Genomic DNA, 25,933 nt, shown 5'->3' with positions numbered 1-25,933 from the left:
TAGGTTGATGTTAAAGTGGTTTCAATATAATTGGCAAGTCCGGGACGAATGGTTTCACTGGTGTGAGAATGTCCCTGAAGAAGAGCTGCTGCGCAAACGGGTCGGCGGTGTGGGGAGTATTTTACAGACCTTATTTCATATCGTTGATGTTGAATGGAGCTGGATCCGCACCATCGAAGGGAAACCGGATTTTCAGGAGGACTTCCATTCGTTTATGTCTTTAGAATTGGTGAAGAAGCTGTCGGATTCCTTTCATACGGAAGTCGAGGCGTTTCTTCAGACTTGGACCCCCGAGATGGACGGAATACTTGTGACCGATTCATGGGGAAGAGAGTTTACGCAAGGCGAAATCCTCCGTCATGTGATTGCCCACGAGATTCATCATATCGGTCAGCTGTCAGTGTGGTCACGGGAGTTGGGGCGGGTGCCGGTGTCACCAAATTTTATTGACCGGGGACTTCGTTAGCTTTTGATAAAAAAAGGGCAACCTATCCATATCTCCCAAATTACGACCGAGGAGGAAACGTCTTGAGACAGAATATTCAGGTGCCCTTTGGTTATGAGCCTCCGGCCCCGAGCCGGAAAGGGACGTTAATCTTCTACGATTCCTTTGAGTTGATTTCGGACGAAGAGCTGCTGCGGGCCGCGGAAGAGGCGGAGACCCGCAAGTTTGCGAAGCTGGTCCTTTATCCGCTCCATGAAGAAACGATGAGACGGATGTCGAAAGAACCGGTGAGTCCTTTCTATCGAAGGGAGGACCGGTTGCATGCGTGGAGACGGGAGCAGAAGGGAGCAGGGCCGGCGCTCCTTGTGGAAGGCTGGGAAGGCAAGCGGAAAAAGTATACGCCCTTCGACACGGCCCTTCGTCATCTAACGGAGGCTTATCCGGCCCCCCACTTCCTGTATCTGACACCGGAGCTGGCAAACCAGTTTGCTTCCTTCTCCTCCTTTGAGGAGTGGATCGTCAAGATCCGGCTTCTGCTTGCGGCCGAGCCGAGCCATCTGCATCCGCGGCTGGAGAAGTTCAGCCATCGTTGGGATCTGGCCGGCGCACGGTTAGATTTCGCTTGAACACGTGTTGTCTATTTATTTTGCAGGAGGGAAGAGGATGAAATCGATTTGCGTATTTGCCGGCTCGCGATTTGGTGAAGACGAGCAATACCGCGTCAAGGCGGAACAGCTGGGAAAAGTCATGGCACAGCGGGGATACCGCTTAATTTATGGAGGCTCTAGGCACGGGCTGATGGGCGCCGTAGCGAATGCGATATTGGAGGCCGGCGGCGAAGCGATTGGCATCATGCCTTCCGGTTTGATTCACGGAGAAATGGCGCATCCGGGGTTGACGCAGTTTATCGAGGTCGAGGGTATGCATGCCCGGAAAGCAAAGATGAGCGAGCTGGCAGACGGGTTCATCGCTCTTCCCGGTGGATTTGGCACGTTGGAGGAGCTGTTTGAGGTGTTATGCTGGCTGCAAATCGGCATCCACCAGAAGCCGGTTGGCGTTCTTAATGTGCAGGGCTATTTCGAGCCGCTGATGGAATTGGTGAATTCCTGCATCCGGGCCGGCTTTGTCCATCCTGGGCATGAAGCCTTGATCAATCTAGCCGAGGAACCGGGCGAGCTGCTGTCGCGGATGGAGAACTTTGTACCGGTTATTGCGGAGAAGAAATGGAAGCAGGGGCGAACCCTGTGAAATATAGGCATTCAAAAAAGAGACGGAGGCGATAGAATGGACAGAATCAACACATCGCATCGGAGCAGAAGCCTCTGGATGATCACTTGCTTGCTGCTGCTCGTGATCCTCGTGATCGGGGGATGTTCGGGGGCAGCACGCAATCCTTCGTCTTCTGTTGGAGAAGGAAACGGAGGTTCCACCTCCAACGGGACGGAAACGAACCAAGGAGAGACGTCCCCTTCAACCCCCGAAGCGCCGGAAACCTCGGAGAAACCGGCCGATCCTGCCGCCAAACTGCTGGATGAGCTCAGCACCGAGGAGAAAATCGGCCAGCTTGTTCTGGTGGGCATGGATGGAACTGAGCCAAACGACGTGACTCGCCAGCTCATCGAGGAGTATCACGTTGGGGGCTTTATTTTCTATAAAGACAACATCCAGGACACCAAGCAGGCGCTTACCTTATTTAACGGCTTGAAGACCGCCAACCAGAACAAGGCGGTACCGCTGTTTCTGAGCGTTGACGAAGAAGGCGGGCGGGTCAGCCGCATGCCTGGGGAACTCACGAAGCTGCCTGCCGCTCGCAAAATCGGCAATACCGTCAGCGAGGAATTGGCCGGGCAAATTGGCGGAATCATCGGGCAAGAGCTGGCCGGCTTCGGACTGAATCTGGACTTCGCCCCGGTGCTTGACGTCAACAGCAATCCGGATAATCCGGTGATTGGGGATCGGGCATTTGGCACGAAGCCGGAAATCGTTAGCCGCATGGGCATTGCCGTGATGAAGGGAATCCGGGAGCAAGGCGTAATTCCGGTCGTTAAGCATTTTCCGGGACATGGCGATACTTCGGTGGATTCGCATCTGGGGCTGCCGGTTGTGGAGCATGATTTGGACCGGCTGCGGAAGCTGGAGCTGGTGCCCTTTAAGCAGGCGATTCAAGAGGGGGCCGACGTCGTCATGATCGCTCACCTGTTGATGCCGAAGCTGGACCCCGAGCATCCGGCTTCCTTCTCTAAGGCGGTCATTCATGACTTGCTGCGGGAGGAGCTGGGATACGAGGGGACGATCATTTCTGATGATATGACGATGGGCGCCATCGTGGAGCATTACGATATCCGTGACGCGGCCGTGCAGTTCATTCAGGCCGGCGGGAACATCGTGCTGGTGGGCCATGACGAAGAGAAGGAGAAGCAGGTGATCCAGGCGCTGCGCGATGCCGTCAGCTCCGGCACCATTTCAGCGGAAACGCTGGATGAACGGGTGTATAACGTGCTGAAGCTGAAGCAGAAATATAAACTCACCAACGACCCTGCGCAAGGGCCGAATACGAAGCAGTTAAATCAGGATATCAGCGATATCCTTAAGCCTTACGGGCTCTGATCCTTGGGACTGTCCGGGCGGTACTGGTGCTGGTAACGATCCAGATCAATCCGTCCGCCTGGCAGCACTTCGACGCCTTCCGCTTCCAGGTTCCATGTCTGCTCTTGGAAGGCGGCTTCTTCTTGCAATGCGATTTGCCCCTTCCCGTTCACAACCCGGTGCCACGGCAATCCGTATTTACCGCTCATGCTATGCAGGATGCGGACGACCTGCCTGGCGGCGCGGGGACTTCCTGCTGCGGCAGCGATCTGGCCGTAGGTCATCACCTTGCCTGGCGGGATGGAGGAGATGATTTCAATCGTTCGTGCGGTAAACGGCTGCATGATGAAAACTCCTTATTTTTAAATGAAGATTGTCTATACCGTTATATACCACGCCGCAATAACAAGTTCCAGCCTCAAAATCATCCGCCCCAGCCCGGAGCAGAGGAGGAACGCTGCCACGGTAACGATCCGCCGGCTCCAAACGTATATAGGTCAAAGGCAGACGGGAGGGATGGGTTTGCAACGCTGGAGGATGCTGGGGTATCCGGAGAAATGGATTTTATATGTTGTTTTATTCATTTTCACGGTGATCGGGATGAAATATGTAATCGGCACGCGGTTGCCGGATGGCGGACGGCCGCCTTATTTGTTCCTGATCTGGAACGTGTTTTTGGCTTGGATTCCGCTCGGGCTGGCGGTTCTGCTCGACATGATTCACTTGATCCCATCGCGGACGGCCAAGGTTGCATTAAGCGTTCCGGTTGGGCTGTTATGGCTGTTTTTCTATCCAAATGCCGCGTATCTCATCACCGATTTGCTTCACCCGTTTAACCGTTACCCGATTGCGGCGGGCATCCGGTTCTGGGAAGAGCTTTCGTTCTGGGATCACCTCTTTACGTTGTTGTTTGCTGCGTTGCTGGGATTGGCGCTGGCGACGGTATCCCTGGCATCGGTGCATCACCTGGTGCGGCGAGCGGGAGGCGGCTTGGCAGGCTGGGCGTTTGCTGTTCTCGTGCTGCTGCTTAGCAGCTTCGGCATTTATCTCGGCCGCTTTATCCGCTGGAACAGCTGGGACTTGCTCAGGCATCCGGGATATGTGCTCCGAGAAACGGCGGATTATTTCACCGATGCCGCGAACGTGGCGCATATGGTGGGGTTTTGCAAATGGATCTTTTTGATTACCTTCTTCTGTTATGTGGTGCATTACGGGGTGGCAAGAATTTATCGCGCCTCGGAACGGATGCAAGGGGATAAGGTGTGACAGGATTTTAGAAGCGAGATCCGGGGGGGGGGGATGGGACATGACGGAAATGAAAGAGCAGCTGCGGCGGCAGTTTCCAGTCCTGGAAAGTGAGCGGCTGGTGCTGCGGCGGCTGCTTCCGGAGGATGCGGAGGCGATGTTTCGCTGCATGTCCGATCCGGCGGTGCGCGCCTTTACCGAACTCAATCCGGGCAAGCTGCTATTTCCCGGCCGGCTATACCGCTATTTCGAGGAATCCTACCGTGTATTGCGGGATCTTCACTTTGCTGTGATTCGTAAAGCGGAAGGAGATTGGATTGGTTTATGCTCGCTGCAGCATTGGGACGTTGAGGGACAAACTGCGCGACTCGGCTATCTGATCTCCCCGGCGCATTGGAACCAGGGCTATGCAACGGAAGCGGCAGCGAGTGTGCTGGATTTCGCTTTTGAGACACTTGGGCTCGGCTGCGTCGAAGCACGCTGCAGCCCGGACAATCCGGCATCGGAGCGCGTCCTTCGGAAATGCGGTCTGCGGGAAGCCGGAAGGCTCTCCCCGGCGGGGCGAAGAGGCCGAAGATTGGCGCTCAAACGATATATCATCGAAGGGAAGTCCTTTGAAACATAAGTGATCGTTTTTGTTACACAAATGAAATATAGCTGTGATCAAACCCTAATAGAAAGGGGGTACACTTATTACATGACCCCCTTTTGAATATATATCTCTCTTAGAACCCGAAGGACGTGATCGGGTTCTCTTTTTTTGTCTACAGAGGAACGGTGACTTTCTGTTTATTTTTGAAATAGACCCATTCCTGAAATCCGATTTCCTTCAAGCGTTGGGCGACTTCCTCCCACTCATCCCCGACCCGTGACGGCGTGTGGGCGTCGGAGCCAAAGGTGACGGAAACGCCGAAATGAAGGGCCCGCTCGAGAATGGAATCATCAGGATACCATCCGCCGCTCAGCTTGGTTTTCCCGGAGGTGTTGATTTCGATGGCCACCCCGTGCTCTGCGATCGTTTTTAAAGTATCGTCAATCGCTTGTGCGGCGGGAATGTCCGTAAATGCCGGGTAGTTGCCCTTCATCGCGTCGATGTGTCCCAAAATTTGAAACATCCCGCTGCGCGCCGATTGGCGGATCAAATCGTAATAGGCCTCTTTGCTGGCCACTTTTTCCTCTTGGCTCAGGCCCTTCCAACGATTTTTGTTGAAGATGCTGACCTCTCCAACGCTGTGAACCGATCCGATAATGTAATCAAAAGGATACTGGTTCAGCATATTCCGATAAGCGCCCAAATGTTCCGGGAAGAAATCCGATTCAATCCCCAGTAGAACATCGATTCGGCCAGCGTATTCCTGCTTTAACTTCAGCACTTCCTCAACATATCCGGCAAAAGCTTGTTTGCCCATGGCGATCCGGGGAAAAGGCTGGTCCTCATCATGGCCGAAGTATGGCGTATGATCGCTGATCCCGATTACCGATAATCCGGCAGCCAGGCCGGCTTCGATGTAATCCCGGATGTTCCCGTCCGCATGGCCGCAGCGGAAATGATGGGTGTGAAGGTCAAACTTCATGGGAGACGGCTCCTTTCTGTTGGCGTTGAGGTGTTGTGCTTATCTGCACGTGCGTATCCTGGTTTATTCAGAACTGATAAAATGGGTTTCCGGCATGCCCTTCAGGTCACCCAGAAACTGCTGCATCGCCGAGTTGATGTATCGGCTGGATTTGTAAATGACGCCCACCGGGTGAGTGACTTCAAGCTCAGGGATCGGCACAACCTTTAGCGTGCCTTGTTTCAACTCGCGTAATATCGATTGCCGTGAAATGATCGCCGCGCCCAGATTGATCTCCACCATCCGTTTGACTTCTTCACTGCTGGACAGTTCCATCACGATGTGCGGTTCGATGTCGTGTTGCCGGAAGACCTCGTCGATAAACCGGCGTCCGACCGTATCGGGAGACAGCATGATCATAGGGATGCCGCGCAGCGATTCCAGAGTGGGAGATGGGTTGCTCGCCAAGGGGTGCAGCGGCGAGACGACGAATTCGAAAGTATCATAATACAGCACCGACGAGAGAACTTGCGGGTTGTTTTCGATCAAATACCCGATGCCGATGTCGACAAGACCCTGCTCCACGTTCTGATAGATCTGGCTGGAGGGCATGGATTGAATGGTGGTTTTGATCAGCGGAAACTGGTCTTGGAAATACGATAAGATCCGCGGCAGAATTTGAATTGCGATCGACGTGGTTGTCCCTAACACGATATGTCCTTGCGGGGTATGCTCCATATCGGACAGCTTCTGCTTGAGTTCTTCAACGATGTCCAGAATGCGTTCCGCCTGCTCAAGGAAAACTTGCCCCCGGTCCGTCAGGGTAACCGGTTGGTTGCGGTCAACCAATACGGTATTAAACTCATCCTCCAGGCTTTTGATTTGAGCCGAGACTGCGGGCTGGGTTAGGTTGAGCAATTCACCAGCCTTTCGGAAGCTTTTTGTTTTGGAGATCGTAATCAGCGTCTCCAACTGACTAATATTCACCAGAAGGCCTCCTTTCTTTCCCGTTCCTTGGGAAATGCGCCGGATGCGGCGCCTTCCTCCATGATTAATTCATTATAGGGGAATTTCGTTGGCTAAATCAATGACACGCCATTCGGCCTCATTCGAAAAGATCATCCTTTAGAAGTACTTTTGTCCCCGTCATTCGATTTTTAATGACTTGTGCCTAGGAATAAAGTATAATAAGTTTTAACTAAATGCCGGGTCTATTGAATCGTAAAGTTATTCTTCTAGTGAAAAGGGGCGCATCCTTTTGAAAGCAGAAGTCATAAATCCTTTTCTTGAATCCGCACGTTCGGTTATTCAACAGGTTGTTCAAGTTTCGCCTTCCACCGGGAGTATGGGGGTTAAAGAAGTAATTCCTGTGCAGGATCATATATGGATTCAAATCGGAATGACGGGCCATTTCAGCGGCATGGTGGTGTTCGGTTTGCAAGAGGCCGTGGCGCTGCGCATCGTTTCGGCGATGATGGGCGGATTCGTCCTGACGGAAATGGATGAGATGGGACAAAGCGCGATCTCCGAGCTCGGCAACATGATCAGCGGGAATGCCAGCACCATTTTGTCCAATCAGGGAATTGTTGTGGACATTACGCCTCCGCAGGTCCTTAAGATGGAGCACGCGGCAGGGATTGGGCCCCGCAAGGCGCTTTGCATCCCACTGCTGATGGACGGCATCGGCGAACTGGACATTCAAGTGATGATCTCTTAAGATTAGGTACAGCAGAAAGTCATGGTTAAATCATTTTCTTGATGCGGCTTCGTGAACGGAAGATGACTTTTTGAACTACCTCTTGAAGGGAAGTTACAGGTGAGTATGTCGTTAGAGGGCAAAATCGTTGTCGTCACCGGCGCATCCAGCGGGATTGGCGCCTTGGCGGCGCAGAGGTTGTCTGAGCGCGGCGCTGTGGTCGTTCTGGCTGCCCGGAATGCGGAGAAGCTGAACCGGGTTGCGGCGAGTCTGGCCGGACCTTATCGGGTACTGGAGATGGACGTTGGCAGCGACGCTTCCGTGAAGGAAGGATTCGACCAGGTTCTGACGGAGTTTGGACGGGTGGATGTCCTGTTAAACAATGCAGGTTACGGCAAGTTCGAATCCTTGGACCAAATGCCGATTTCCGAATTTGCGGAGATGATGAACGTCAATTACATAGGTATGGTTCGGTGCACGAAGGCGGTTCTTCCGTCCATGAAGGCTGCCCGTTCCGGACGGATCGTTAATGTCGCTTCGATGGCCGGCAAAATCGGCACGGCCAAGTCTGCGGCCTACACCGCGACGAAGCATGCGGTTATTGGCTTTAGCAGCGCATTGCGCCAAGAGGTCCGGGAGTACGGCATTTCGGTGTCGACGATTAATCCGGGACCGATTGATACGTCTTTTTTTGACATTGCGGATCCAAGCGGCGGTTATGTCAAGAACGTGCGTTGGATGATGCTCAAGCCGGAGCGCGTGGCCAAAGCGATGGTAAAGGCGGCAGAGAAAGGCACGATGGAGATCAACCTGCCTTGGATCGCCGGCGCAGGAGCGAAGTGGTACCAGATGTTCCCGCGATTGGCGGACCGGTTAAGCTATCGAATGATGAATAAGAAATAGCCTGCCTGTGAAGGCAGGCTATTTGCGTCGGTGTGGATTTGTTGTGACTTAGGCTTATCGCATATAATGAAAATATTGGCATAGGACATCAAGTACTTTGAAAATAAAGGATGAATGGCGAAATGACGATTATTACATTTGCCGGGCTGGGAATTGGTGAACAGTTGACCGCAGCCTTGCTGGACTACGGAATATCGGAGCCGTCACCGGTTCAGGCGGAGTGTATCCCTGCGGCGCTGGAAGGCCGGGATATCCTTGCGCAGTCGCAGACGGGGACGGGGAAAACGCTGGCTTACCTGCTGCCATTGCTGCAACGGATTAACCCTGGGGAGAAGACGTTACAGGGGTTAATTTTGGCACCAACCCAGGAGCTGGCGATGCAAATTTTGCGGGAGGCGGAGAAGTACGGAGAACCGCTGGGGATCAGAAGTCAGGCGTTGATCGGCGGCGCAGCGATCAAGCGCCAGCTGGAGAAGCTGAAGCTGCATCCTCAACTTGTCGTGGGCACGCCGGGACGCATCCGCGAAATTTTGGCGCTCCGCAAGCTAAAGCTGCATACGCTGCTCACCGTTGTTGTGGACGAGGTGGATCAAATGTTCCAGCTCGGCGGCACGGCAGACGTGGAGCATATTCTGCGCGGGACGTTGCGGGACCGCCAGCTGATGTTCCTGTCGGCGACGATTAACCCGGATATTCGGGCATTGGCGGCGAAAGAGATGAAGGAGCCGCTTGAAATCGGGATCGAACCGGAGCAGCGGACGTCCAAAACGGTGGAGCATCTTTACTTCGTATCCGAAGCGCGGGACAAAATCGATATGCTGCGGCGGATCGTACGCCACTTCGAACCGGAGCGGACGATTGTTTTTATCAACAATACGGATCAGATTGCCGAAGTTGAGGCGAAGATGAATTATGTTGGTCTCAGCGCCGGAGCTTTATATGGAGATGCGGACAAAACGGCGCGCAGCTTGACGCTGCAGCGATTCCGCGAGGGGAAAATCCGCGTGCTGGTGGCGAGCGACGTTGCTGCCCGAGGACTGGACATTGAGAATTTGGCCCTGGTCGTTAACCTCGATCCGCCCATTGATTCCGAGCATTACGTTCACCGGGTCGGCCGAACTGGCCGTATGGGCCGGAAAGGGCTGGCCGTATCGATCGTTACGCCGCAGGAAGAGTTCATCATGCGTAAATTCGCTCGAGAACTGGGCATTGAGATTGAGCCCAAGGCGTTATATAGCGGGAAGCTGGTGGATGCCGGTGAGGCGGGTTCCGGCAAGCGAACTCGTTCCTCCGTTCGCGGCAAGGCCGGCGCAGACGCGGCTCCTCGCCGCGCAGGCTCATCGGGGACCGCAGGCCGTACAGCAGGGGAAGGCGGCAGCGGGCGAACACACCCGTCCGCGCAGATTTCCGGCCGGCCGGCTTCCGGTCACGGAGGACCGCGGAAGGCATCGCCAACCGCGGAGCGGAAGAAGGAGCGTCTTTCGGATCGGAAGAATAAAGGCGCTCCGAAGTGGTTGAAAAATAAGCCGCCGCGCAGTTAGGCGGATCGTGGGAGGCGTTAGGTTTGAGTGGAAGTGAACTGCCCGTATTGCAGGTCGACGAGCTGAGCGGCGGCTACAGCTTGGGAAGGCCTGTACTTCACGAGATTAGCTTCGAGGTGAAGCCGGGGGAAATGGTTGGGCTGATCGGGTTAAACGGAGCCGGTAAGAGCACGACCATGAAGCATATTCTGGGGCTGATGACGCCGCATCGGGGAGAGATTCGCATCTCCGGCAACACGCGGGACGAAGCGCCGGAAACGTACCAATCACAGTTGGCCTTCGTTCCGGAGTCGCCGTTGCTCTATGAGGAATTGACAGTACGGGAGCATTTGGAGTTTGCGGCCCGGGCTTACGGCGTGGAGCCGGCGGCTTACCGGGAGCGGGCGGACCATCTGCTGAAGCTGTTCCATATGGAAGAGAAGGCGGACAGCCTGTCAGCCCATCTCTCCAAAGGGATGAAGCAGAAGGTGATGATCATGTGTGCGTTCATCGCCCGGCCGCCGCTGTATATTATCGATGAACCGTTTCTGGGATTGGACCCGCTGGGCATCCGGTCATTGCTTGATTTCATGTTGGAAATGAAACAGGGCGGAGCCTCGATTCTATTAAGCTCGCATATTCTGTCAACGATTGAAAATTACTGCGACCGCTTTATCGTTCTGCACCGGGGGAGAGTGCTGGCCCAAGGGACGCTGGCTGACATCGGGGAGCAGGCGCAAGCCTCGGGAGCTTCGCTGGAGCAAATTTTCTACGCCTTAGTGAAGGACGGCGAATAGCGATGGAGCTTCAAACGCTGCGAAGCCGGCGGAGAGCGGCCTTCTGGGGCAAAGTGCTCCCGTATTTGCCCTATGTCTTTCAGAGCGGCCTCGCCGTCTTGCTGCTCCTGCTTATTATTGCGTTTTCGGCCTGGTATACGGCGTTTCTGCAAAACATTCCGCCCGGTTTGCCGATTCGCTGGATTTTGCTGCTGTTATGGGGTCCGCTGACCGTATATGCCGGATTTCGAACCTATGCGCAGCCGGCTGACGTAATTTTCTTACTGCCGCAGGAGACGCAAATGAAGGCCTACCTAGCCCCGGCTTTTCGGAACGGACTGATTTATAAGCTGGTTGGACTCTATATTGTGGTGTTGCTGGCTTGGCCGTTGTATCAGCGCAGCGGAGAGGGCGTGGTTATTCAGCCCCTATGGCTGATGCTGGTCGTCCTGCTGTTGCTCAAGGCGTTAAGTGCCTACGGAGCTTGGCAGGAGCTCAGAATTACGACGTCCCGGGCCAGAGCCGGGTACCGCTTGCTGCGCTGGTGCTTTGTGCTGCTGATGACGGCGGCTTGGATCTGGCAGCCAGCCTGGAAAAGCACCTTGTTCACGGTGCTCGTCAGCCTCAATTACGGCCTGATCTTGTGGTTTCCGATGAAATACAGGGTCCCTTGGGACAACCTGATCACCGCTGAACGCACGGCGGCTGCCCGGGTGCAGATGATTCTCGGCTGGTTCGTGGACGTGCCGTCGGAAGGACAGAAGGTGATCCGCCGCCGCTGGTTGTCCGGCATCGGCAACCGGATTCCTTGGCAGCCGGCCGAGGCCTACCGTTATTTGCTGGTCAAGACGTTTGTCCGCAGCGAGCTGTTGGGCATCCTGCTTCGCCTAACACTGCTGGGCATGGTGCTGACGGGATGGAACGACAAATCCTGGCTCGGACCGGCGATTCACTTGCTGTTTGTGTTCCTGTCGGGCATGCAGCTAGCCGCCTTACGCCAAACCCATCGGGACTCACCGGCAGCCTCCTTCTATCCATTGCCTGCCGGCGCACGGAAGACGGCGACGCTTCGATTAAGCTCCCGATTGCTGTTCGCGATCACGGTATTGCTATGGCTGCCGATGGCCGTCATACCGGGCGGCGATACCCTTTTGACGTTTGGTTCCTTGGCCGCAGGCTTGCTGCTGGCGATAGGCATGCGTTCTTCCTGGAAGCGCAGATGGCGCGAGGAGGACGAAGACGAGGAATAGCAAAAACGGACCGTTCCCGGGTGGGAGACGGTCCGTTTTTGCTTGGAAACTTTTTATTCAGCAGATTAATACAGGATGGAACGGCTAACGATAACCAACAGGATAAAGAGAACCAGGATCACACCCGTGCTCGTGAACAGGCCGCCGTGACCGCCGTAGCCGCCTCCGTAGCCGCCTCTTGCTTCTTCAATTCCACTCATCTTCATTCCCCTTTCCCATTTAGGTGTATTGTGATAGTACACCGTATTGTATGAGAAGAGGGGCTGGCGTGCGTGGGCCAATGTGCCGTTCTCCGACGGACCCGCCGCCTATTTGCCCTGCAGGTCTTGGACCCCTTGATAGATCAGATCAAACAGTTCCTCCAGATGCTCCTCCGCGATACAGGAGAAGGCGATCCGCAGGTCGGTGTCGCCCAGCGCGATCGTGCCGATACCGTACTGGTGGATCAGATGCTGGCGCAGCGCTTCCGCCGCAACCGTCTTGAGCTTCAGGCACATGAAATAGCCGGAATTAAACGGATAGTATTCCCAAACGTCCCCATACTTGCCGCTGTCGAGCAAGGCTTTGACTTTATTGGCCCGGCCTTTCATAATCCGGAATTTCTCTTCCTTCTGGGCGGTAAATTCCGGAGATTTCAGGGCATGAAGCACAAACGTCTGCGAAGGATGGGCACCGCTCGAAATCGTGGCGCGGATGATCCCCAACGTCTTCTGTTCCAATGCGGTCAGCACCGCTTGGTCTTCGGCGGCGTAAGTAATAAATCCGACGCGGAAGCCCCAGACGTATTCTTCTTTCGTTGCGCCGTCCACTTTGATCGGCAAAATGCGCGGATGCAGTCCTGCCAGCTTGCCAAACAATGATTCATGAAGGGAATCTTCGAAAAACAACCCAAAATAAGCGTCGTCGGTCACGACGACCACATTAATTCCTTCTTCGGCCGCTGCCTGGATGGCAGCTACGATCTCTCCGCCTTCCTTGGCGCCCGGCGTATATCCGGTTGGATTGTTCGGGAAGTTCAAGATAACGATCGCTTTGCCTTTGTCCTTCTGAGCTAGCAGCGCTTCACGCAATCCGGCGCTGTTGAAGGTCATGTCTTCGGTAAACAGCGGGAAATTCACGATGTCGGCGTGACGGCGAATGCCGAAGGTAAGCTCGTAGTTCTCCCAGTTTTTGTCCGGATAAATGACAACATCGCCTTCATCAACGAACAGGTCGGCGACGATGCTGAGCCCGTGGGTCAGGGCGTTGGTAACAATCGGTTGGCCGAAGCTCTTGCCTTCGAGCGACGGGTTCTCCTGGATCATTTTGTCACGCCATACGCTGCGCAGCTCAGGTTTGCCTGCTGGCGGGGCATAAGGGTACAAATCCTGCGGTTTATAGGCGGACAACGTGTCCTGAATCGCTGCCAGATGCATCGGGATGCCGTTTTCGGTAGCGATGCCGATCGTAGCGTTATATTTCTTAGCGTGGGCTGAAGCTTCGGCAGATTGGCTTAAAATGCCTTCCTTCGGGAAGTAAATTTCCTTGCCCAGCGTGGACAGCATGTCATACACGTGCCGGTTGCCGGATTTGACGCTCTCGTTTAACTGCTCCGCGAGTGGGTTCATCACATTCATCCTTCCAAATCGGTTTGATATTTTAGGACAGTAACGTCTTAAACTGCCTAACATTATATCATTTCGACTCGGGCACGTCACGGTGAAATCACAACGGATTTGGCTTATTTTTCTTAGTGGGCCGGGCAGGCCAGCTTGGGATCGGTAAAACACGACGGAATGATCGCATACTCCTTGGCTACCGTGAAGCAGACCTGCGGATCCCGAGTGATCTGCTTCATTTTCTCTCCGGCCAGACTTCCGTGAAAATAGAAATGCTCGCCATCATAAACGAATTTGAGCGGCGTGACCCGGCTCCAGCCGTCCTCGCCTACCGTACCGAGAAAACCGAAGCTCATCTCCTGCAAAAACTCGCGAATTTCCGCCTCTTCTGTGATGCTAAATTCTTTTCTGCGCATGGATGGTTCCCCCTCCGATTGTTTGACATTCAGCTTACGCCGGAAATTGACAAGAAAAAAGAACCAATTTACATTTGAGGGTGTATTTCGAATGAAAGCGGCCTGGGGGGATATTTAAACCCGTGCGCTTTAAAGGTATAATAAAGGTGATAAACTTGTCCTCGTTATTAAAATAGGAGGGCAGGATACTGTACGGATCAGGCAAAATGATGCGTTTGTAGTTTTTTTATGGGGGGGAAGGACATGCTTCACGTTTCACCATCATCATTTGAATTGAAGCCGGCATTCGCCAAAATCGTATGCGAACCCGGTTGGAAATGGCACAAGCGGGAGAAGCCGTTGCAGAATTATGATCTCTTCTATGTGTGGAGCGGTGAAGGTACGGTTGTCCTGAACGACCAACCCATTCCGGTCAGTAAAGGCAGCTGCTTCCTGTTCCGAAAAGGGGATCACACCAGTGCCACGCACAACCCGCAGAAACCGCTGGTGCTGACGTACATTCATTTCGACGTCCATGAGCCCGTGACGGAAGTGCCGGGTCCCTACCGCGTACTGGAGGATACGCTGGATTTCGAATATATGTTGTCTCGTTACGTCCGTTTATTCTTGATGAAAGCCTATGCCGCCGAGGAGGAGGCCCAGCTGATTCTCAAGCAGCTGTTGATCCATTTGCTGCGGGAGGAGCGGCAAGTGCCGGTGGAGAAGAAGGTCAGCAACCAACTGCATGAAGTGATTCATGAAGTGGCGAATTATGTGCTGCAACATCCCGGACTTCCCCACAAAGTGCAGGATTTGGCTGCCCGGGCGGGCTTATCCCCGCGCTATTTCTCGATTAAATTCAAGGAAATTATCGGGATGTCCGTGCAGTCTTACATCATCAAGTCAAGGATCGACCGGGCGCAGCATTTGCTCCTGCATGCCGGCATGAATGTGACCGAGGTTGCGGATGCGCTGGGGTATCGGGATATCTTCTTCTTCAGTCGCCAGTTCAAACAATATACGGGAAAAAGCCCGTCCGAAATCCGCTAAGCAGGCTACTCTAATCTAACCCAACCCACCCTAAAGTTAAATAAGCTTCATTTATCGACCGCCGGGCTTCATGCTCGGCGGTTTTTCCGCTTGCCCTGCGAACCGTCTCCTTGACCAAAGTCTAGGGAGCAAACCGGTCCCGCGCCTGTGGTGGTTCACGGGAACCTTGATATAAGCTCAGGATAGATGGAAATAGAAGGAGGACGAAAATGCGAAAGAAACGTACATCCCAAATCGCATGGCTGGCGGCATCGGCCGTACTTCTGGCCCTGGCTTCAGGTTGCGGTCCGGCGGAAAATGAAACGCTGCAGCAGCAATGGGGGCAGACCTTGGGGAATACCGTTGATTCGATAAGCCAATCGATTAGCGAGACCGCGGCATCCGTGCAGCAGTCGGTGGCGCTGGCCGCAGACGAGTGGAAGGACGATTTGACGTTCACGGGACGCTCGCATGACCTTTCGACAAGCGAAGCCATCGGCAACGCCAGCAAGCTGCAGCTGGAGAATGCCGTAGGGCGTCTTGAGTTGAAGGAAGGCACGTCCGATCAGATCGTGGTGAAAGCGACCATCCAGGCCGCGGATCTGCCGGCACGTAAGGAGAAGCTGGATACGTTGTTTGAACAGAGCGAGGTGACCGTCACCTCTCAGGGCAATACGGCTCAGGTGCGCGTGCACGCCAAAGGCGCGCCGGACCAAAATTTATGGGATTGGGCGCAGAAGGAGCTGCATTTTACCGAATTCCGCATCGATTATGTCGTTGAGGTCCCTGCCGGGATTCAGGAGTTTGAAGTCACGAACCATGTCGGGGAGATCGCGGCGAGCGGGCTTACGGGAACCTACCGGCTGAAGGGAGAGGTCGGGTCGATTCGGGTCGAGGATGCCCGTCTGTCCGGGGATTCATCGATCCGTACAGCCACCGGCAGCATCAATCTAGATATTCTCACGCTGGATACGGGCGGTCAGCTTCAAGCCATCACCGATGTTGGCAGCATCACGGCAACGCTTGATCCGTCGTTAGCCTGCGATCTCGAAACGTCCAGCGAACTGGGCGAAGTCATTGGAGCCGCGAAGGGACGAAGCGAGCGGGGCGGCGGAGGGCCGTTGGTCGCGCTGGAGACTTCCATCGGCAGCATTACGGTGCAATAAAGGGGAAGAGCCGGCCGAAGCCGGCGGGCGATGATCACTGAATTAGCTTGGTTTTGCGGAGTTAAACCGGCCCAGCGCTTCGCCCATCCGTACCTTCTGTCCGGGCGCAAGTTCAGGCAATGGGGTGAAGGTGCCGTTCTGGGTGAGCAGAACGACGGTGGATCCAAACTCGAAATAAGCCAGGTCGTCGCCTTGCTCCCAGGATTTTGCCGAAGGGTCGGTGTACTGGATGCTGCTCACGTTCATCGCGCCGACCTTCACGAGGGCGATTTCCCCATAGTCGTGGGAAATGTAAGTGATCAAGCGTTCGTTTCGGCACAACACCTTCTTCATATGGCGCATGCCAAAATCGTTCACCGGGTAGACCCGGCCTTTGATGTGCTCGCATTCCAGCTTCTTGCCCGTCACGGGTGCGTGAATCCGGTGATAATCGGTAGGACTCAGATAAAGAACAAAGGCGTAACCGTGTTTGTACAATTCTACACGAGGGGAGCCGTCCAGCAGCGCTTCCAAGGAATAATCCTGTCCTTTGACGTTCAAGATCGTGCCGGATTGCACCTCGCCCATAAACGTAATCAGCGCGTCCACTGGACTGATCATCACTCCCGGCTCCGCGTGCAGCGGGCGCATGCCCGGCTTTAATTTGCGGGTGAAGAACTCGTTTAACGTGCGATATTCCCGAAGCTCCTTCTCCGCTTCATGCAGCGGAATGCCATACGATTTTGCGTAAAAAGGGATCATTGCTCGGCTAACCCCCGAATGGGAGAACTTGCCCATCAACCGGGATAACCATTTCCGGGAGGAGAGCTCTGTCATCCATTTCATCCATGTCGCGGCCAAATCGCATCCTCCTAGTCTGTCCAGTAATGCTGCATTGGTATTGATGAATTCGTTGCCACTTCCGCTTATCTTGACACAGAATCAGGCCGAAATCAATACAGGACGGGTAACTCCTAGTTTACAGATTTGTACAAATTTAGGCTTGATGCCTGGGCGGAGTTGGTGTATGTTTATATCAATCGCATAGGGATACGGGGGCTTGAGCGAATCAGGCTGAGATAGCGGCATATTGCGCCGCGGACCGTTAATCTGATCTGGATAATGCCAGCGTAGAGAATCGATCGTCCGGGACTTTTTGTGCCTATGTGCGCCCCCGTGACCTGACCGCCGTCTGAGCTTATTCAGGCGGTTTTTTTTACGATGCGAGGATTTAAACCAAATGATCAAGAGGAGAGATGAAGATGTCGGAGGTTGTTCAAAAAAGAACGGGGCGTGGCCTCAAGCTAAGCGATGTGCTGGTGATGGTGTTGGTTTCGTTGGTGCTGGGCGTGGTGTATCACTTCTGGAGCTCGGTGTACAATTTGTTCTCCCCCCTGTTCTTCCAGGCCGATGAACTGGTGTACGGAATGTGGTTCCTGGCTGCAACGCTGGTGTTCTTGCTGATCCGCAAACCGGGGGTGGCGTTGATCGCGGAGGTCGCTGCGGCCCATGTGGAAATTTTGTTCGGCAGCGAATGGGGAGTTCAGCTGATTCTTTACAGCGTGCTGCAAGGCTTAGGGGCGGAGCTGGTGTTCGCTGCGTTCCGGTATCGGAAATTTTCCGGCTCCGTTGCTGCATTAGCCGGGATCGGAGCTGCCGTGGGTTCGGTTATCCCGGATTTCTTCTACGGATATGTGCAGGATTACGAGCCATGGCTCTTGACCGCCAAATATGCGATGCGGGCCGTCAGCTCGGCGCTGATCTGCGGGTACTTCGCTTATGCCGTTGTGAAGGCCGTAGAGGCGACAGGGGTTACGACGCTGCTGCGACCGGTTGATCCGAAAGACTATGCGGCGTTGAATGACTGATGCGGAAGGAAACGACGGCAGCTGAGGTCCGGGAGCTGCGGCTCAAGTTCCCGGGTGAAGACCGGTTTGTGTTTAAGGATTTGGATTTCTCGGTGCGGCGCGGGGAGCATGTGCTGCTGCTGGGTCCCAGCGGATGCGGCAAATCGACGCTGCTCCAGGTGCTGAGCGGCATCATTCCAGACTTGGTAGAGATTCCGATGCGCACGTCCGCGCAGCAGCTTCCCTCGTCGTGGCGCTTTCTGTTCCAGGATCCGGATACGCAGTTTTGTATGCCTTATGTGGATGAGGAGTTGGCTTTTGCCTTAGAAAATTTAGGCGTGCCGAAGCAGGATATGCCCGCGCGGATGCAGGCCGCATTGGCCAAGGTGGGCCTGGACCTGCCTGAGATCCATGTGCCGATCGATTCGCTGTCCCAAGGGATGAAGCAACGGTTGGCGCTCGCATCGGTGCTGCTTGGCGATCCGGAGGTGCTGCTGCTGGATGAGCCTTCGGCTTTGCTGGACCCGCAGGGCCGCGAGCAAATCTGGCAAGCGATCGCCAAGGTGGCCGAGGATCGCACCTTGATTATCGTGGAGCACCGGATCGAGGAGTTGACGGCACTGGGGCTCGTTGACCGCGTCGTGTTGTTTGGACCGGACGGGCAGGTGCTGGGCGAGGGGGCACCGGACGTAGTGTTTGACACGTACCGTTCCGAGCTCATTGAGTTTGGGATCTGGTATCCCGGCGTCTGGGAGGCGTATTTTGCCACCGAAGCCGGCCGTCGATTGCTAGAGCCGGTGAAAGATGAACGGCGATTGGATGGACCTGCCGCCGTGGAACTGACCGATTTTTGCGGGTTCCGGCAAGGGCGGCCGGTGATTGAAGTCGGGCAAGCCGCCGTGTATCCCGGGGATTGGATTGCGATCACAGGACCTAACGGTGCTGGGAAAAGCTCGCTGTTGCTCAGCCTGATCGGCTTGTTGCCATCAGAGGGAGCATTCGTGCTGCAGGGAAAGCGGATCGAGACAGGGAAGCTCAGCCGCCGTGCCCGCAGACGAATGCTGGAGTCGACCGCTCGTGAGATCGGATTTGTGTTCCAGAATCCGGAGTTTCAGTTTGTCGCCGATCGGGTGGTGGACGAAGTCGCCTTCTCGCTGAGGGAGGACGGACTTGGCGACGATGCGCTGAACCGTCGGGTGACGGCGTATCTGGAGCAGTTTGGTCTAACCGGCTTGGAGATGCGGCATCCTTACCAGTTGTCGCTGGGCCAGAAGCGGCGTCTTAGCGTGGCTGCGGCTGCGGTGCGCGAGCAACGGCTGCTGTTGCTAGATGAGCCGACCTTCGGCCAGGATGCGGCGAACACGTTCGCCATCCTGCAGCTATGCGAGGCGTTGCGCCGGCGCGGGACGGCGATTCTTATGGTTACCCATGAAGAGCGGATTGCGGAGCAGGTGGCCACCCAGCATTGGGAGGTGCGGGACGGACGGCTAACGTCGCAGCGGTTGACCCGGCGGGTGGATCGATCTCCGGCAGGTGCCGGTGAGTCACCTGGATCAAATGGATCGGCCGGACGGGGAGCGGATACCACCTCCGCGAAAATCAAACAACACGGGAGTTCCGGTCCAGAGGCGGTGATATCAAGATGAGACGTTTTCTGACCCCGAAGCGGCGGACTTGGCTGCACCAGGCGAATCCGGCCGCCAAGCTGGCGTTGATGATCCTGCTGTTTCTGCTGACGTTATTTACGCACCGGCTCGATTTTATTTTTTATCAGGCGATCTTGTTTACGTTCCTGCTGTTCCTGTTCAGCGGATATGAGCCCTGGAAAGTCGCCTTGCTTCTGTTCCCCTTTGCACTGATTTTTGCCTCCTCAGCGGCGACGATGATTCTGTTTGGCAAAGGGACGGAAATTTGGTGGTCGTGGGGATTGTTCCGCATCTCCGAAGAAAGCTTTTACCGGGGGATTCATATCGGGTTTAAAGCGGTGGCCTTTGCCGCCGAAGGGCTGTTGTTCGTGTTGACGACTCCTTCGGTCGCCTTGTTTTACGCGCTGATGCAGCAGGCGAAGCTGCCGCCAAAATACGCCTACAGCTTTATGGCCTCGGTCCGGCTACTTCCCATGGTCTGGGAGGAGCTGCTTGTCCGACGCAATGCGCTGCTGATCCGCGGCGTTCGCCGTCCGCGCGGACTGCCCGGCCTTGTCGCGCATGCGAAGCTGTATGCTGTGCCGCTGCTATCCCAGAGCATCCGGCGGGCCCATCGCGTTGCTGTCGCCATGGAAGCGAAAGCGTTCGACGGGAATCGGCCGCGCACGTATTATTACCCGACTTCCTATTCCCGGTACGATGTGCTGACATTGCTGCTCATCGCCTTGTTTGCGGCTGCAGCTTACTTGCTGGCGGTCTTGTACCCGCCATTTCACATTGCGGATGTCCGTTATCATTAAATCTATGAAACGAAAGGGCATGATTCCTTCCGGAGGCGGTTTGCAGCCTGCTCTGTGGAGAGGAATCTGCCCTTTTTTTGGGCTTTGGTCATTTGGCTAGGCCCGGTCCGATTGGTCTAACAAATAACGGGCGTAAGCCATCGGCTGACGATACGAATCCTTCCAAGCATCCAGCAATCCGGCTTTTCGAAAGCCGTAACGCTGGTCACGCCCATTGCATTCGATAAAGTAAGGCTTCCCGCTTGCGGTTAAGCCAATGTCCAGCCCCAGGTCGGCGAGATGCGGGAGACGGTTGCCCAGATAGCGGGAGATGGTCAGGGCAAGCTCATTGACGTGAGCAAGGGCCGCCGGGACGATCCGCTCCGGGAGCGCTTTGGCCAGCAGTTCCTCAGCGGGAAGGGCTTCGCCGCCTCTGGCGAGGTTGCACACAAAGCTGCCTGCAGCAGCGACTTTGGCGAAGCGCCCGGTCACGCTCCAATCGCCTCCGCCGCCCCGCTGGACGGTGATCCGCAGATCGATGGGGCGCTGCTCGTATTCCGCCAGCGGAATACGCTCTTGCACGAGATACGGCGTACGCCGTAGCATGCGCCGGGCCCAGGGCGGCAGTTGTCCCCGGTGCAGTCGAACCGTCCTCCATTGCTGCTTGCCTAGTGGCGAAGCATAAGTGAGTTCCCACCCTGACGACGGCATATATCGCAATCGCATTACGCCATGGCCAACGGAGCCGCGGATCGGCTTTAGGATGAGGTCACTATGGCGGGACATCATTTTCCGCAAGTTGCCGGAGTTTAACGGCATCGCCGCCGGAAGGTACGGCCGCAAGTGAGGAGCGCCCCAAAGCAAGCGGTGGATGAAGTCTTTTCCATAACGGTTGGTCGTATTAAAGATCGTGATGCCCCGGGCATTCAGGGATTGGAGTTTTTTTCGAGCTGCGAGTCTGGGGTATAACGCTCGGTTATGGATCACCGCAGGCAAGGGCAGCTGTTGCTCTACGTATTCGATGCCATTATAAACATACGCGACACATCTGGCCCCTGCCGGATCGATGCCAGCAAGACGCAAGAAAACGGGGGTTAATCCATATTCCCGCGCCGCTTCTTCATACCCTGTGATCCACTCTTGGCCGGTTCTGCGCGTGGGGATCCCTCGGTACATGCTGGAATTCAGCAGGATTCCGATAGTGTCCTGACTCAAGTGGGTTTCCTCCTTCCCGTGCGTCTTCCTTCAGTGTATGTTGTCCCGGTTCATTAGCGTGGACGACTGTGCTGCGACAGCCGCCTGTTTTCGGGCGAACTGCGGATGGATCGTCGCCTTTGGCAAATTAGGCTCATCTTCCAAGAAGGTGTCACAATTGCCGGGAGGTTTTCGTATATTTAGGATATCGAATGCAAGCGAAACGGTAAGGAGGGGGACTTCACATGGATCGGGAAAAAGTCGCGGTGATCGCGCCTGACGCCCTTGCGGCTGCATCAGGAAAACACCGTCCAGTGAAGAGGGTGCTGGAACGAATGCTCCCTCATGCGGCAGAGCAGCTGCACATTCGCCTCTTTGGCGTTGCTGACGGGCATTTACCGTCCCAAGGCTGGATGGGGGGCGTCCCTTTTTATTGCTTGCCCGGAGGACGTCTCTACCTGGAGTCACTGCTGCGGCACTTGCGCAAGTGGCGGCCGGATACGGTGGACGTTCATGGCCGACCGCTGCTGGCCTGTCAACTTAAAGCTCGGCTTCCACTCTCCCGCGTACTGTTGACGTTGCCCTCTGCCCGGATCTTTTCTCCTCCCTGCCATCCCAAGGCATGTACGACGCAAATTCTGGAAAGCGTGGACGGCCTGATCGTCGGCAGTGAACGGACTAAAGCCGAGTTGCTGGCGCAGTTCCCCTCCTTGGTCACTCCGGTATGGGTGCATTTGCCGGGGGCGAGCTTGGAGGAGCAGGCGGTGCTGCGTTGGACGCCAGATGGGGAACAGCAGCGTCAGCAGCGGCTGATGGAGCTGGGATGGACGAACCGCAAAATCGTTCTGCTGGCCGGCAGTTGGCCGCCGCTTAGGGATGAGGGGCACATTGTCTCGGCTCTTACGGAAGTGCTGGATCGCGTACCGGAGGCGATGTTGGTGTTCCTTGCCGCCGACTCCCCCGGATCCGGGTCTTCCCGTGAATTGCTTGAACGACCGAAGCAGCATGGGCTTGCCGCCTACGCTCCGGAACGGATTGCCTGCCTGCCGGCCGGGTCGCCCTATTCCATCTCGGACAGGTACCTCTTGGCGGATTGCCTGGTGCTGTTACCGGGCGATGAGCCGGCGTCGATGTTAACGCGCATCGAAGCGATGGCCGCCGGCTTGCCCACGTTGGACGCCAGCGACGCCCAGGTGCTCGAATTTGCGGTAGATGGTCTGCTCGCCGAAGGGGCGGGGGACAGCTTGGCAGATCGGATCGTACTGCTGCTGGAGGAAGAGGAGTTTCGTCAAGTCATCGGCCGGGCCAGCCGAGAAATCGTTCGTCGTCATTACCGCTGGGAGCACGCCGCAGACCGTTGGGTAAGTCTCGTTCGCGCTAGAGGGATTCAGACGAACGCAGGCCGCCGCAGCGCCAAAAACTGACGATGTCTGGATATCCATAGCTAATCTTAGGAAAACGCCGAAAGGCGTTTTTTTCTTTTGGCTCACAGCAGGGCCTGTGCCGCATTCGTCAGGACAACTGTACGTTTGCCGTTACCAGCCCCCCGGCCAGACATACACTGAGGTATATGCTCCGGTATTATTATGTTTTTGGGAGGAAATTGATGTGGTCAAAAAACGCAAGCCGCCGCGCATCCGACTGAACCGCAAACCGATTCAGCGCAAAAAAGTGCTGCCGCGTTTGGTCAATCATCCCGATCCCATCGTATCCATCATCATTCCGGCGATGAATGAAAGGGCGACGATCGCCAGCGTTCTGCGCGAAGCCAGCCGGGTGCATCCGCGCAGCGAAACGATCGTCGTTGTTAACGGCTCAACCGACGGGACCGCCGCGCTGGCTGAAGCCTGCGGCGCTCGCGTCATCCACGTACCGGAGCCGCTGGGACATGATGTGGGCCGGCGCGTTGGGGCGGAGGCGGCCCGCGGTCAAGCGCTGCTGTTCATCGACGCCGATATGGTGATTCCGGCTCGGGAGCTGCGGCCTTTTGTCACCGCGGTGCTGATGGGTGTCGACGTGGCGCTGAACGGCTACTCCGGCCCGGCGCGAGGGAAGGTGGCTCATCCGGTCATTCTGGCCAAACACGTCCTGAACGGTGTGCTGCAGCGCCCTGACCTGCGTGGAGCTTCCTTAACGGCGGTCCCGCATGCGATGAACCGAACAGCGGTGGACACCGTCGGCTTGGATACGCTGGAGGTTCCGCCGCTCGCCTTAGCTAGAGCGATCCGGCTGGGGTTAAACGTCCAGCCGGTGCATACCGTTCCCGTCGGCAAGCTGAATCCTGCCCGGGGACGAATATGGAACAAGGGAAGTCGCGTCGATCCGCTGACCGCATTGGTGGCAGGGGATCATCTGGAGGCCATTCATTGGCTGCTCCGCCAGCTGGGACCGCGCGGCGGATACAGCGATCTGGGCCGGCAGCGCGGTAAGGTGAGGTGAACCATTGATGGTCATGGTAACTAGGCAAACGATGAAGCATCGTCGGAAACGAAGAAGCGGATCGCTGACCCGCTTGCGCGGAGCAGCAAGCCGGAGAACGAGCGGCTTCATCCGCAAAGGCCGCCGTTTGGCCCGTCCGTCGACGGGGAAAAGATATGCCAGCGCCCCGCTCCAACACCTCAAAGCCAAAGCTTGGGCCGCAGGAGTCCGTGCGGTGGCAGCACAGGATAGGGCGGAGAAGGGTTCGCCTCATATGCAGGATTGTTTTCAAGCGTGGGCGCAGGCGGAGCGGGTGGACCAACTGCCTTTCACGGCTTTGCTGACGGCCTCCTTGGCGTATCGCCGCGGTTATGCCCATGCGGCCGGGCTTAGTAAGCCGTGGATTCCGCTGCCGCTGAAGGGCCGTGCCTCGGCCATTGTGACGGCGAGTAATGAGGAGAAGACGTTGCCGGCGGTTTTGGCGGAGCTCCGCAAGTTGCCTCTGCATGAGATCATTGTCGTCCTGAATGGTTGTAATGACGCAAGCTTTGCCGTCGTGGATCGGGATCCGCGTATCACGCGGCTGAGCTTCCCCGAACGGTTAGGGCATGACGTAGGACGGGCGATTGGGGCAGCGGTAGCCACCGGAGATATTTTGCTGTTCACGGACGGGGATATGTGTGTTGCCGCAGAGGATCTGGCTGCTTTTTTGATCGCGATCGACCGGGGGGAGGATTTGGCTCTCAACGATTTGACGCCGCATCTGCCGCCGTTCTCCCAGCAGGATGAGGTGACGCGCTGCAAGGCATTCCTGAATCTGGCGCTGGGACATCCGGAGTTGAAGGCGAACTCGTTAACTGCGGTGCCAAACGCTTTGTCCCGCCGCGCTGTGCGGACGGTGGGCATCACTGCGCTGGTCGTTCCTCCGAAAGCCCAGGCGCTGGCGTTGGTTCGTGGACTGAAGGCAGTAGCGCCGATTTCCGTGGACGTTATCCGCAAAAACCGTCTCCGCACCAGCAACAGCGGGGCAGGCAATGCGGTCGCGCAGATGATCGTTGGCGACCATCTCGAGGCGCTTGGCGAGGTTATGAAAACGGAAGGTGTCCGGTTGCGATTTTCCACACTGGGCCGGAGCGAATTGGCGAAAGTGAGGAATGCCCGATGACGGCTGGAGTGACGAGTATCATCATTCCGACCTATAACGGGCTGCACTTGCTTGCCCCTTGCGTGGCGGCGATCCGCCAGTATACGGAGACTCCCTATGAGATCATTGTGGTGGACAACGGCTCCGAGGACGACACGGCATCGTTCTGTCTGAGCGAGCGCCTGATCCTGGTGGCGCTGCCGCGCAATGAAGGTTTTCCGGTCGCCGTGAACCGAGGATTGTCCGTCGCTTCGGGCGATCACCTCCTCGTTCTTAATAATGATGTCCTCGTCTCCCCGCGATGGCTCTCGAATCTGCTGCTGGCGCTGCACAGCGCCGCTGATGTCGGCCTCGTCGGCCCGGTGACCAATTATGCCAGCGGACGGCAGCAGGTGGCGATCAACTGGGCGGAAGGTGAGGATTTCGCCCAAATCGCCGAGCGCCATAACCATTCGGATCCGGTGAAATGGCAGGAAGTCCAACGGCTGATCGGCATGTGCCTGCTCTTTAAGCGGGAGGTACTGGAGCGGGCAGGAGGATTCGATGAACGGTTTTCGCCCGGCCATTATGAAGATGACGACTACTGCTACCGCGCTCGGCAGCTAGGTTACCGTCTGCTCATTTGCGGCGATACGCTGGTGTACCATGAAGGCAGCGCCAGCTTTAAAACCCGCCATCCGGAAGGGTGGAACGAGCTTATAGAACGGAACCGTATGCGGTTTATCGAAAAATGGGGCGTAGATCCTTGGCAATTTATTTAATGG

The 25,933-nt window shown here is 56.0% G+C and carries 27 protein-coding genes, 1 pseudogene and 1 riboswitch; of the genes and pseudogenes, 20 read left to right on the top strand and 8 right to left on the bottom strand.

Translation table 11 applies throughout. The annotated features are described in order from the left end of the window. Nucleotides 1–7 precede the first annotated feature (7 nt). The 4 genes from NSQ80_RS16650 to nagZ all read left to right on the top strand — a co-directional run bounded on the left by NSQ80_RS16650 (nucleotide 8) and on the right by nagZ (nucleotide 3,052). A complete protein-coding gene (locus NSQ80_RS16650) occupies nucleotides 8–466 on the top strand; it encodes a DinB family protein (RefSeq protein ID WP_339299971.1) in 459 nt (152 codons plus the stop codon). 62 nt (nucleotides 467–528) lie between these two features. Further along, the gene (locus NSQ80_RS16645; RefSeq protein WP_339299969.1) at nucleotides 529–1,071 is read left to right on the top strand and encodes a hypothetical protein; all 543 of its coding nucleotides are present in this window, start codon (nucleotides 529–531) and stop codon (nucleotides 1,069–1,071) included. Nucleotides 1,072–1,108: 37 nt separating this feature from the next. Next, nucleotides 1,109–1,693 carry a TIGR00730 family Rossman fold protein gene (locus NSQ80_RS16640; RefSeq protein ID WP_260070363.1) on the top strand — a complete coding sequence of 195 codons (585 nt, stop codon included), beginning with the start codon at nucleotides 1,109–1,111 and terminating at the stop codon, nucleotides 1,691–1,693. 36 nt (nucleotides 1,694–1,729) lie between these two features. After that, nucleotides 1,730–3,052 carry a beta-N-acetylhexosaminidase gene (nagZ, locus tag NSQ80_RS16635; protein WP_339299967.1) on the top strand — a complete coding sequence of 441 codons (1,323 nt, stop codon included), beginning with the start codon at nucleotides 1,730–1,732 and terminating at the stop codon, nucleotides 3,050–3,052. On the opposite strand, the gene NSQ80_RS16630 is transcribed toward nagZ, so the two are convergent. Further along, entirely contained in the window at nucleotides 3,040–3,375 is a 336-nt protein-coding gene (locus NSQ80_RS16630) for an MGMT family protein (protein ID WP_009225070.1), read from the bottom strand. The genes nagZ and NSQ80_RS16630 overlap by 13 nt on opposite strands. Before the next feature lie 178 nt (nucleotides 3,376–3,553). Between NSQ80_RS16630 and NSQ80_RS16625 the strand changes: the two genes are divergently transcribed. Then, complete coding sequence (locus tag NSQ80_RS16625; protein WP_009225071.1) at nucleotides 3,554–4,297, top strand: DUF1361 domain-containing protein; 744 nt, start codon at nucleotides 3,554–3,556, stop codon at nucleotides 4,295–4,297. A 40-nt stretch (nucleotides 4,298–4,337) separates the two neighbouring features. After that, nucleotides 4,338–4,901: a GNAT family N-acetyltransferase gene (locus tag NSQ80_RS16620; protein WP_009225072.1), complete on the top strand. Its 564-nt coding sequence runs from the start codon at nucleotides 4,338–4,340 to the stop codon at nucleotides 4,899–4,901. Between the two features lie 139 nt (nucleotides 4,902–5,040). On the opposite strand, the gene NSQ80_RS16615 is transcribed toward NSQ80_RS16620, so the two are convergent. Together NSQ80_RS16615 and NSQ80_RS16610 are read right to left on the bottom strand one after the other, a co-directional pair. Further along, a complete protein-coding gene (locus tag NSQ80_RS16615) occupies nucleotides 5,041–5,850 on the bottom strand; it encodes a histidinol-phosphatase (RefSeq protein ID WP_009225073.1) in 810 nt (269 codons plus the stop codon). A gap of 63 nt (nucleotides 5,851–5,913) precedes the next feature. Continuing rightward, entirely contained in the window at nucleotides 5,914–6,816 is a 903-nt protein-coding gene (locus NSQ80_RS16610) for a LysR family transcriptional regulator (RefSeq protein ID WP_323077553.1), read from the bottom strand. 271 nt (nucleotides 6,817–7,087) lie between these two features. Here NSQ80_RS16610 and NSQ80_RS16605 point away from each other — a divergent pair, with 271 nt between their 5' ends. From NSQ80_RS16605 to NSQ80_RS16585, 5 genes are all read left to right on the top strand, one after another. Further along, nucleotides 7,088–7,546, top strand: coding sequence for a chemotaxis protein CheX (locus NSQ80_RS16605; RefSeq protein ID WP_323077551.1), 459 nt, complete (start codon nucleotides 7,088–7,090; stop codon nucleotides 7,544–7,546). Nucleotides 7,547–7,651: 105 nt separating this feature from the next. Further along, nucleotides 7,652–8,428, top strand: a complete 777-nt coding sequence (locus tag NSQ80_RS16600; protein ID WP_339302180.1) for an SDR family oxidoreductase — start codon at nucleotides 7,652–7,654, stop codon at nucleotides 8,426–8,428. A gap of 122 nt (nucleotides 8,429–8,550) precedes the next feature. After that, nucleotides 8,551–9,969: a DEAD/DEAH box helicase gene (locus NSQ80_RS16595; RefSeq protein ID WP_339299963.1), complete on the top strand. Its 1,419-nt coding sequence runs from the start codon at nucleotides 8,551–8,553 to the stop codon at nucleotides 9,967–9,969. Between the two features lie 23 nt (nucleotides 9,970–9,992). Then, nucleotides 9,993–10,745: an ABC transporter ATP-binding protein gene (locus NSQ80_RS16590; RefSeq protein WP_339299961.1), complete on the top strand. Its 753-nt coding sequence runs from the start codon at nucleotides 9,993–9,995 to the stop codon at nucleotides 10,743–10,745. A 2-nt stretch (nucleotides 10,746–10,747) separates the two neighbouring features. Beyond that, complete coding sequence (locus NSQ80_RS16585; RefSeq protein ID WP_339299959.1) at nucleotides 10,748–11,974, top strand: ABC transporter permease; 1,227 nt, start codon at nucleotides 10,748–10,750, stop codon at nucleotides 11,972–11,974. A 65-nt stretch (nucleotides 11,975–12,039) separates the two neighbouring features. Here NSQ80_RS16585 and NSQ80_RS16580 read toward each other — a convergent pair whose 3' ends face one another. The 3 genes and pseudogenes from NSQ80_RS16580 to NSQ80_RS16570 form a co-directional block, all read right to left on the bottom strand. Next, a complete protein-coding gene (locus NSQ80_RS16580) occupies nucleotides 12,040–12,174 on the bottom strand; it encodes a YjcZ family sporulation protein (RefSeq protein WP_232282282.1) in 135 nt (44 codons plus the stop codon). Nucleotides 12,175–12,282: 108 nt separating this feature from the next. Next, complete coding sequence (locus NSQ80_RS16575; protein ID WP_036645138.1) at nucleotides 12,283–13,581, bottom strand: aminotransferase class I/II-fold pyridoxal phosphate-dependent enzyme; 1,299 nt, start codon at nucleotides 13,579–13,581, stop codon at nucleotides 12,283–12,285. Nucleotides 13,582–13,709: 128 nt separating this feature from the next. Continuing rightward, nucleotides 13,710–13,988: pseudogene (locus NSQ80_RS16570) on the bottom strand (pyridoxamine 5'-phosphate oxidase family protein); the annotation flags it as partial. A gap of 243 nt (nucleotides 13,989–14,231) precedes the next feature. Between NSQ80_RS16570 and NSQ80_RS16565 the strand changes: the two are divergent. After that, a complete protein-coding gene (locus tag NSQ80_RS16565; protein ID WP_009225083.1) occupies nucleotides 14,232–15,017 on the top strand; it encodes an AraC family transcriptional regulator in 786 nt (261 codons plus the stop codon). Between the two features lie 209 nt (nucleotides 15,018–15,226). Next, complete coding sequence (locus NSQ80_RS16560) at nucleotides 15,227–16,162, top strand: hypothetical protein (protein WP_009225084.1); 936 nt, start codon at nucleotides 15,227–15,229, stop codon at nucleotides 16,160–16,162. A gap of 42 nt (nucleotides 16,163–16,204) precedes the next feature. Here the strand turns inward: NSQ80_RS16560 and asd are convergent, their stop codons facing one another. After that, entirely contained in the window at nucleotides 16,205–17,002 is a 798-nt protein-coding gene (asd, locus tag NSQ80_RS16555; RefSeq protein ID WP_339299956.1) for an archaetidylserine decarboxylase, read from the bottom strand. A 181-nt stretch (nucleotides 17,003–17,183) separates the two neighbouring features. Continuing rightward, nucleotides 17,184–17,295: riboswitch (TPP riboswitch) on the top strand. 108 nt (nucleotides 17,296–17,403) lie between these two features. Between asd and NSQ80_RS16550 the strand changes: the two genes are divergently transcribed. From NSQ80_RS16550 to NSQ80_RS16540, 3 genes are read left to right on the top strand one after another with little or no spacing between them, the layout of a single operon-like run. After that, on the top strand, nucleotides 17,404–18,009 hold the full coding sequence (locus NSQ80_RS16550; RefSeq protein ID WP_339299954.1) for an ECF transporter S component: 606 nt from the start codon (nucleotides 17,404–17,406) through the stop codon (nucleotides 18,007–18,009). Beyond that, entirely contained in the window at nucleotides 18,009–19,634 is a 1,626-nt protein-coding gene (locus NSQ80_RS16545) for an ABC transporter ATP-binding protein (RefSeq protein ID WP_009225087.1), read from the top strand. Before NSQ80_RS16550 ends, NSQ80_RS16545 begins: the two co-directional genes overlap by 1 nt. Next, nucleotides 19,631–20,434: an energy-coupling factor transporter transmembrane component T gene (locus NSQ80_RS16540; RefSeq protein ID WP_009225088.1), complete on the top strand. Its 804-nt coding sequence runs from the start codon at nucleotides 19,631–19,633 to the stop codon at nucleotides 20,432–20,434. The genes NSQ80_RS16545 and NSQ80_RS16540 overlap by 4 nt, the downstream gene beginning before the upstream one ends. Nucleotides 20,435–20,530: 96 nt before the next feature. Here NSQ80_RS16540 and NSQ80_RS16535 read toward each other — a convergent pair whose 3' ends face one another. Next, nucleotides 20,531–21,628 carry a YheC/YheD family protein gene (locus NSQ80_RS16535; RefSeq protein ID WP_323077541.1) on the bottom strand — a complete coding sequence of 366 codons (1,098 nt, stop codon included), beginning with the start codon at nucleotides 21,626–21,628 and terminating at the stop codon, nucleotides 20,531–20,533. A gap of 224 nt (nucleotides 21,629–21,852) precedes the next feature. On the opposite strand from NSQ80_RS16535, the gene NSQ80_RS16530 reads away from it, so the two are divergent. The 4 genes from NSQ80_RS16530 (at nucleotide 21,853) to NSQ80_RS16515 (ending at nucleotide 25,930) form a co-directional block, all read left to right on the top strand. Continuing rightward, nucleotides 21,853–23,031: a glycosyltransferase family 4 protein gene (locus tag NSQ80_RS16530; RefSeq protein WP_339299951.1), complete on the top strand. Its 1,179-nt coding sequence runs from the start codon at nucleotides 21,853–21,855 to the stop codon at nucleotides 23,029–23,031. A gap of 184 nt (nucleotides 23,032–23,215) precedes the next feature. Then, entirely contained in the window at nucleotides 23,216–24,046 is an 831-nt protein-coding gene (locus NSQ80_RS16525) for a glycosyltransferase (protein ID WP_036645143.1), read from the top strand. 7 nt (nucleotides 24,047–24,053) lie between these two features. Beyond that, nucleotides 24,054–25,190 carry a glycosyltransferase family A protein gene (locus tag NSQ80_RS16520; RefSeq protein ID WP_339299949.1) on the top strand — a complete coding sequence of 379 codons (1,137 nt, stop codon included), beginning with the start codon at nucleotides 24,054–24,056 and terminating at the stop codon, nucleotides 25,188–25,190. Next, nucleotides 25,187–25,930 carry a glycosyltransferase family 2 protein gene (locus NSQ80_RS16515; protein ID WP_260070348.1) on the top strand — a complete coding sequence of 248 codons (744 nt, stop codon included), beginning with the start codon at nucleotides 25,187–25,189 and terminating at the stop codon, nucleotides 25,928–25,930. Before NSQ80_RS16520 ends, NSQ80_RS16515 begins: the two co-directional genes overlap by 4 nt. Nucleotides 25,931–25,933 lie beyond the last annotated feature (3 nt).

Source organism: Paenibacillus sp. FSL K6-2441, from assembly GCF_037964765.1.
GTDB classification, from domain to species: Bacteria; Bacillota; Bacilli; order Paenibacillales; family Paenibacillaceae; genus Fontibacillus; species Fontibacillus phoenicis.
The sequence above is the reverse complement of the archived record's forward strand: the minus strand, read 5'-3'. Positions and strand labels throughout refer to the sequence as shown.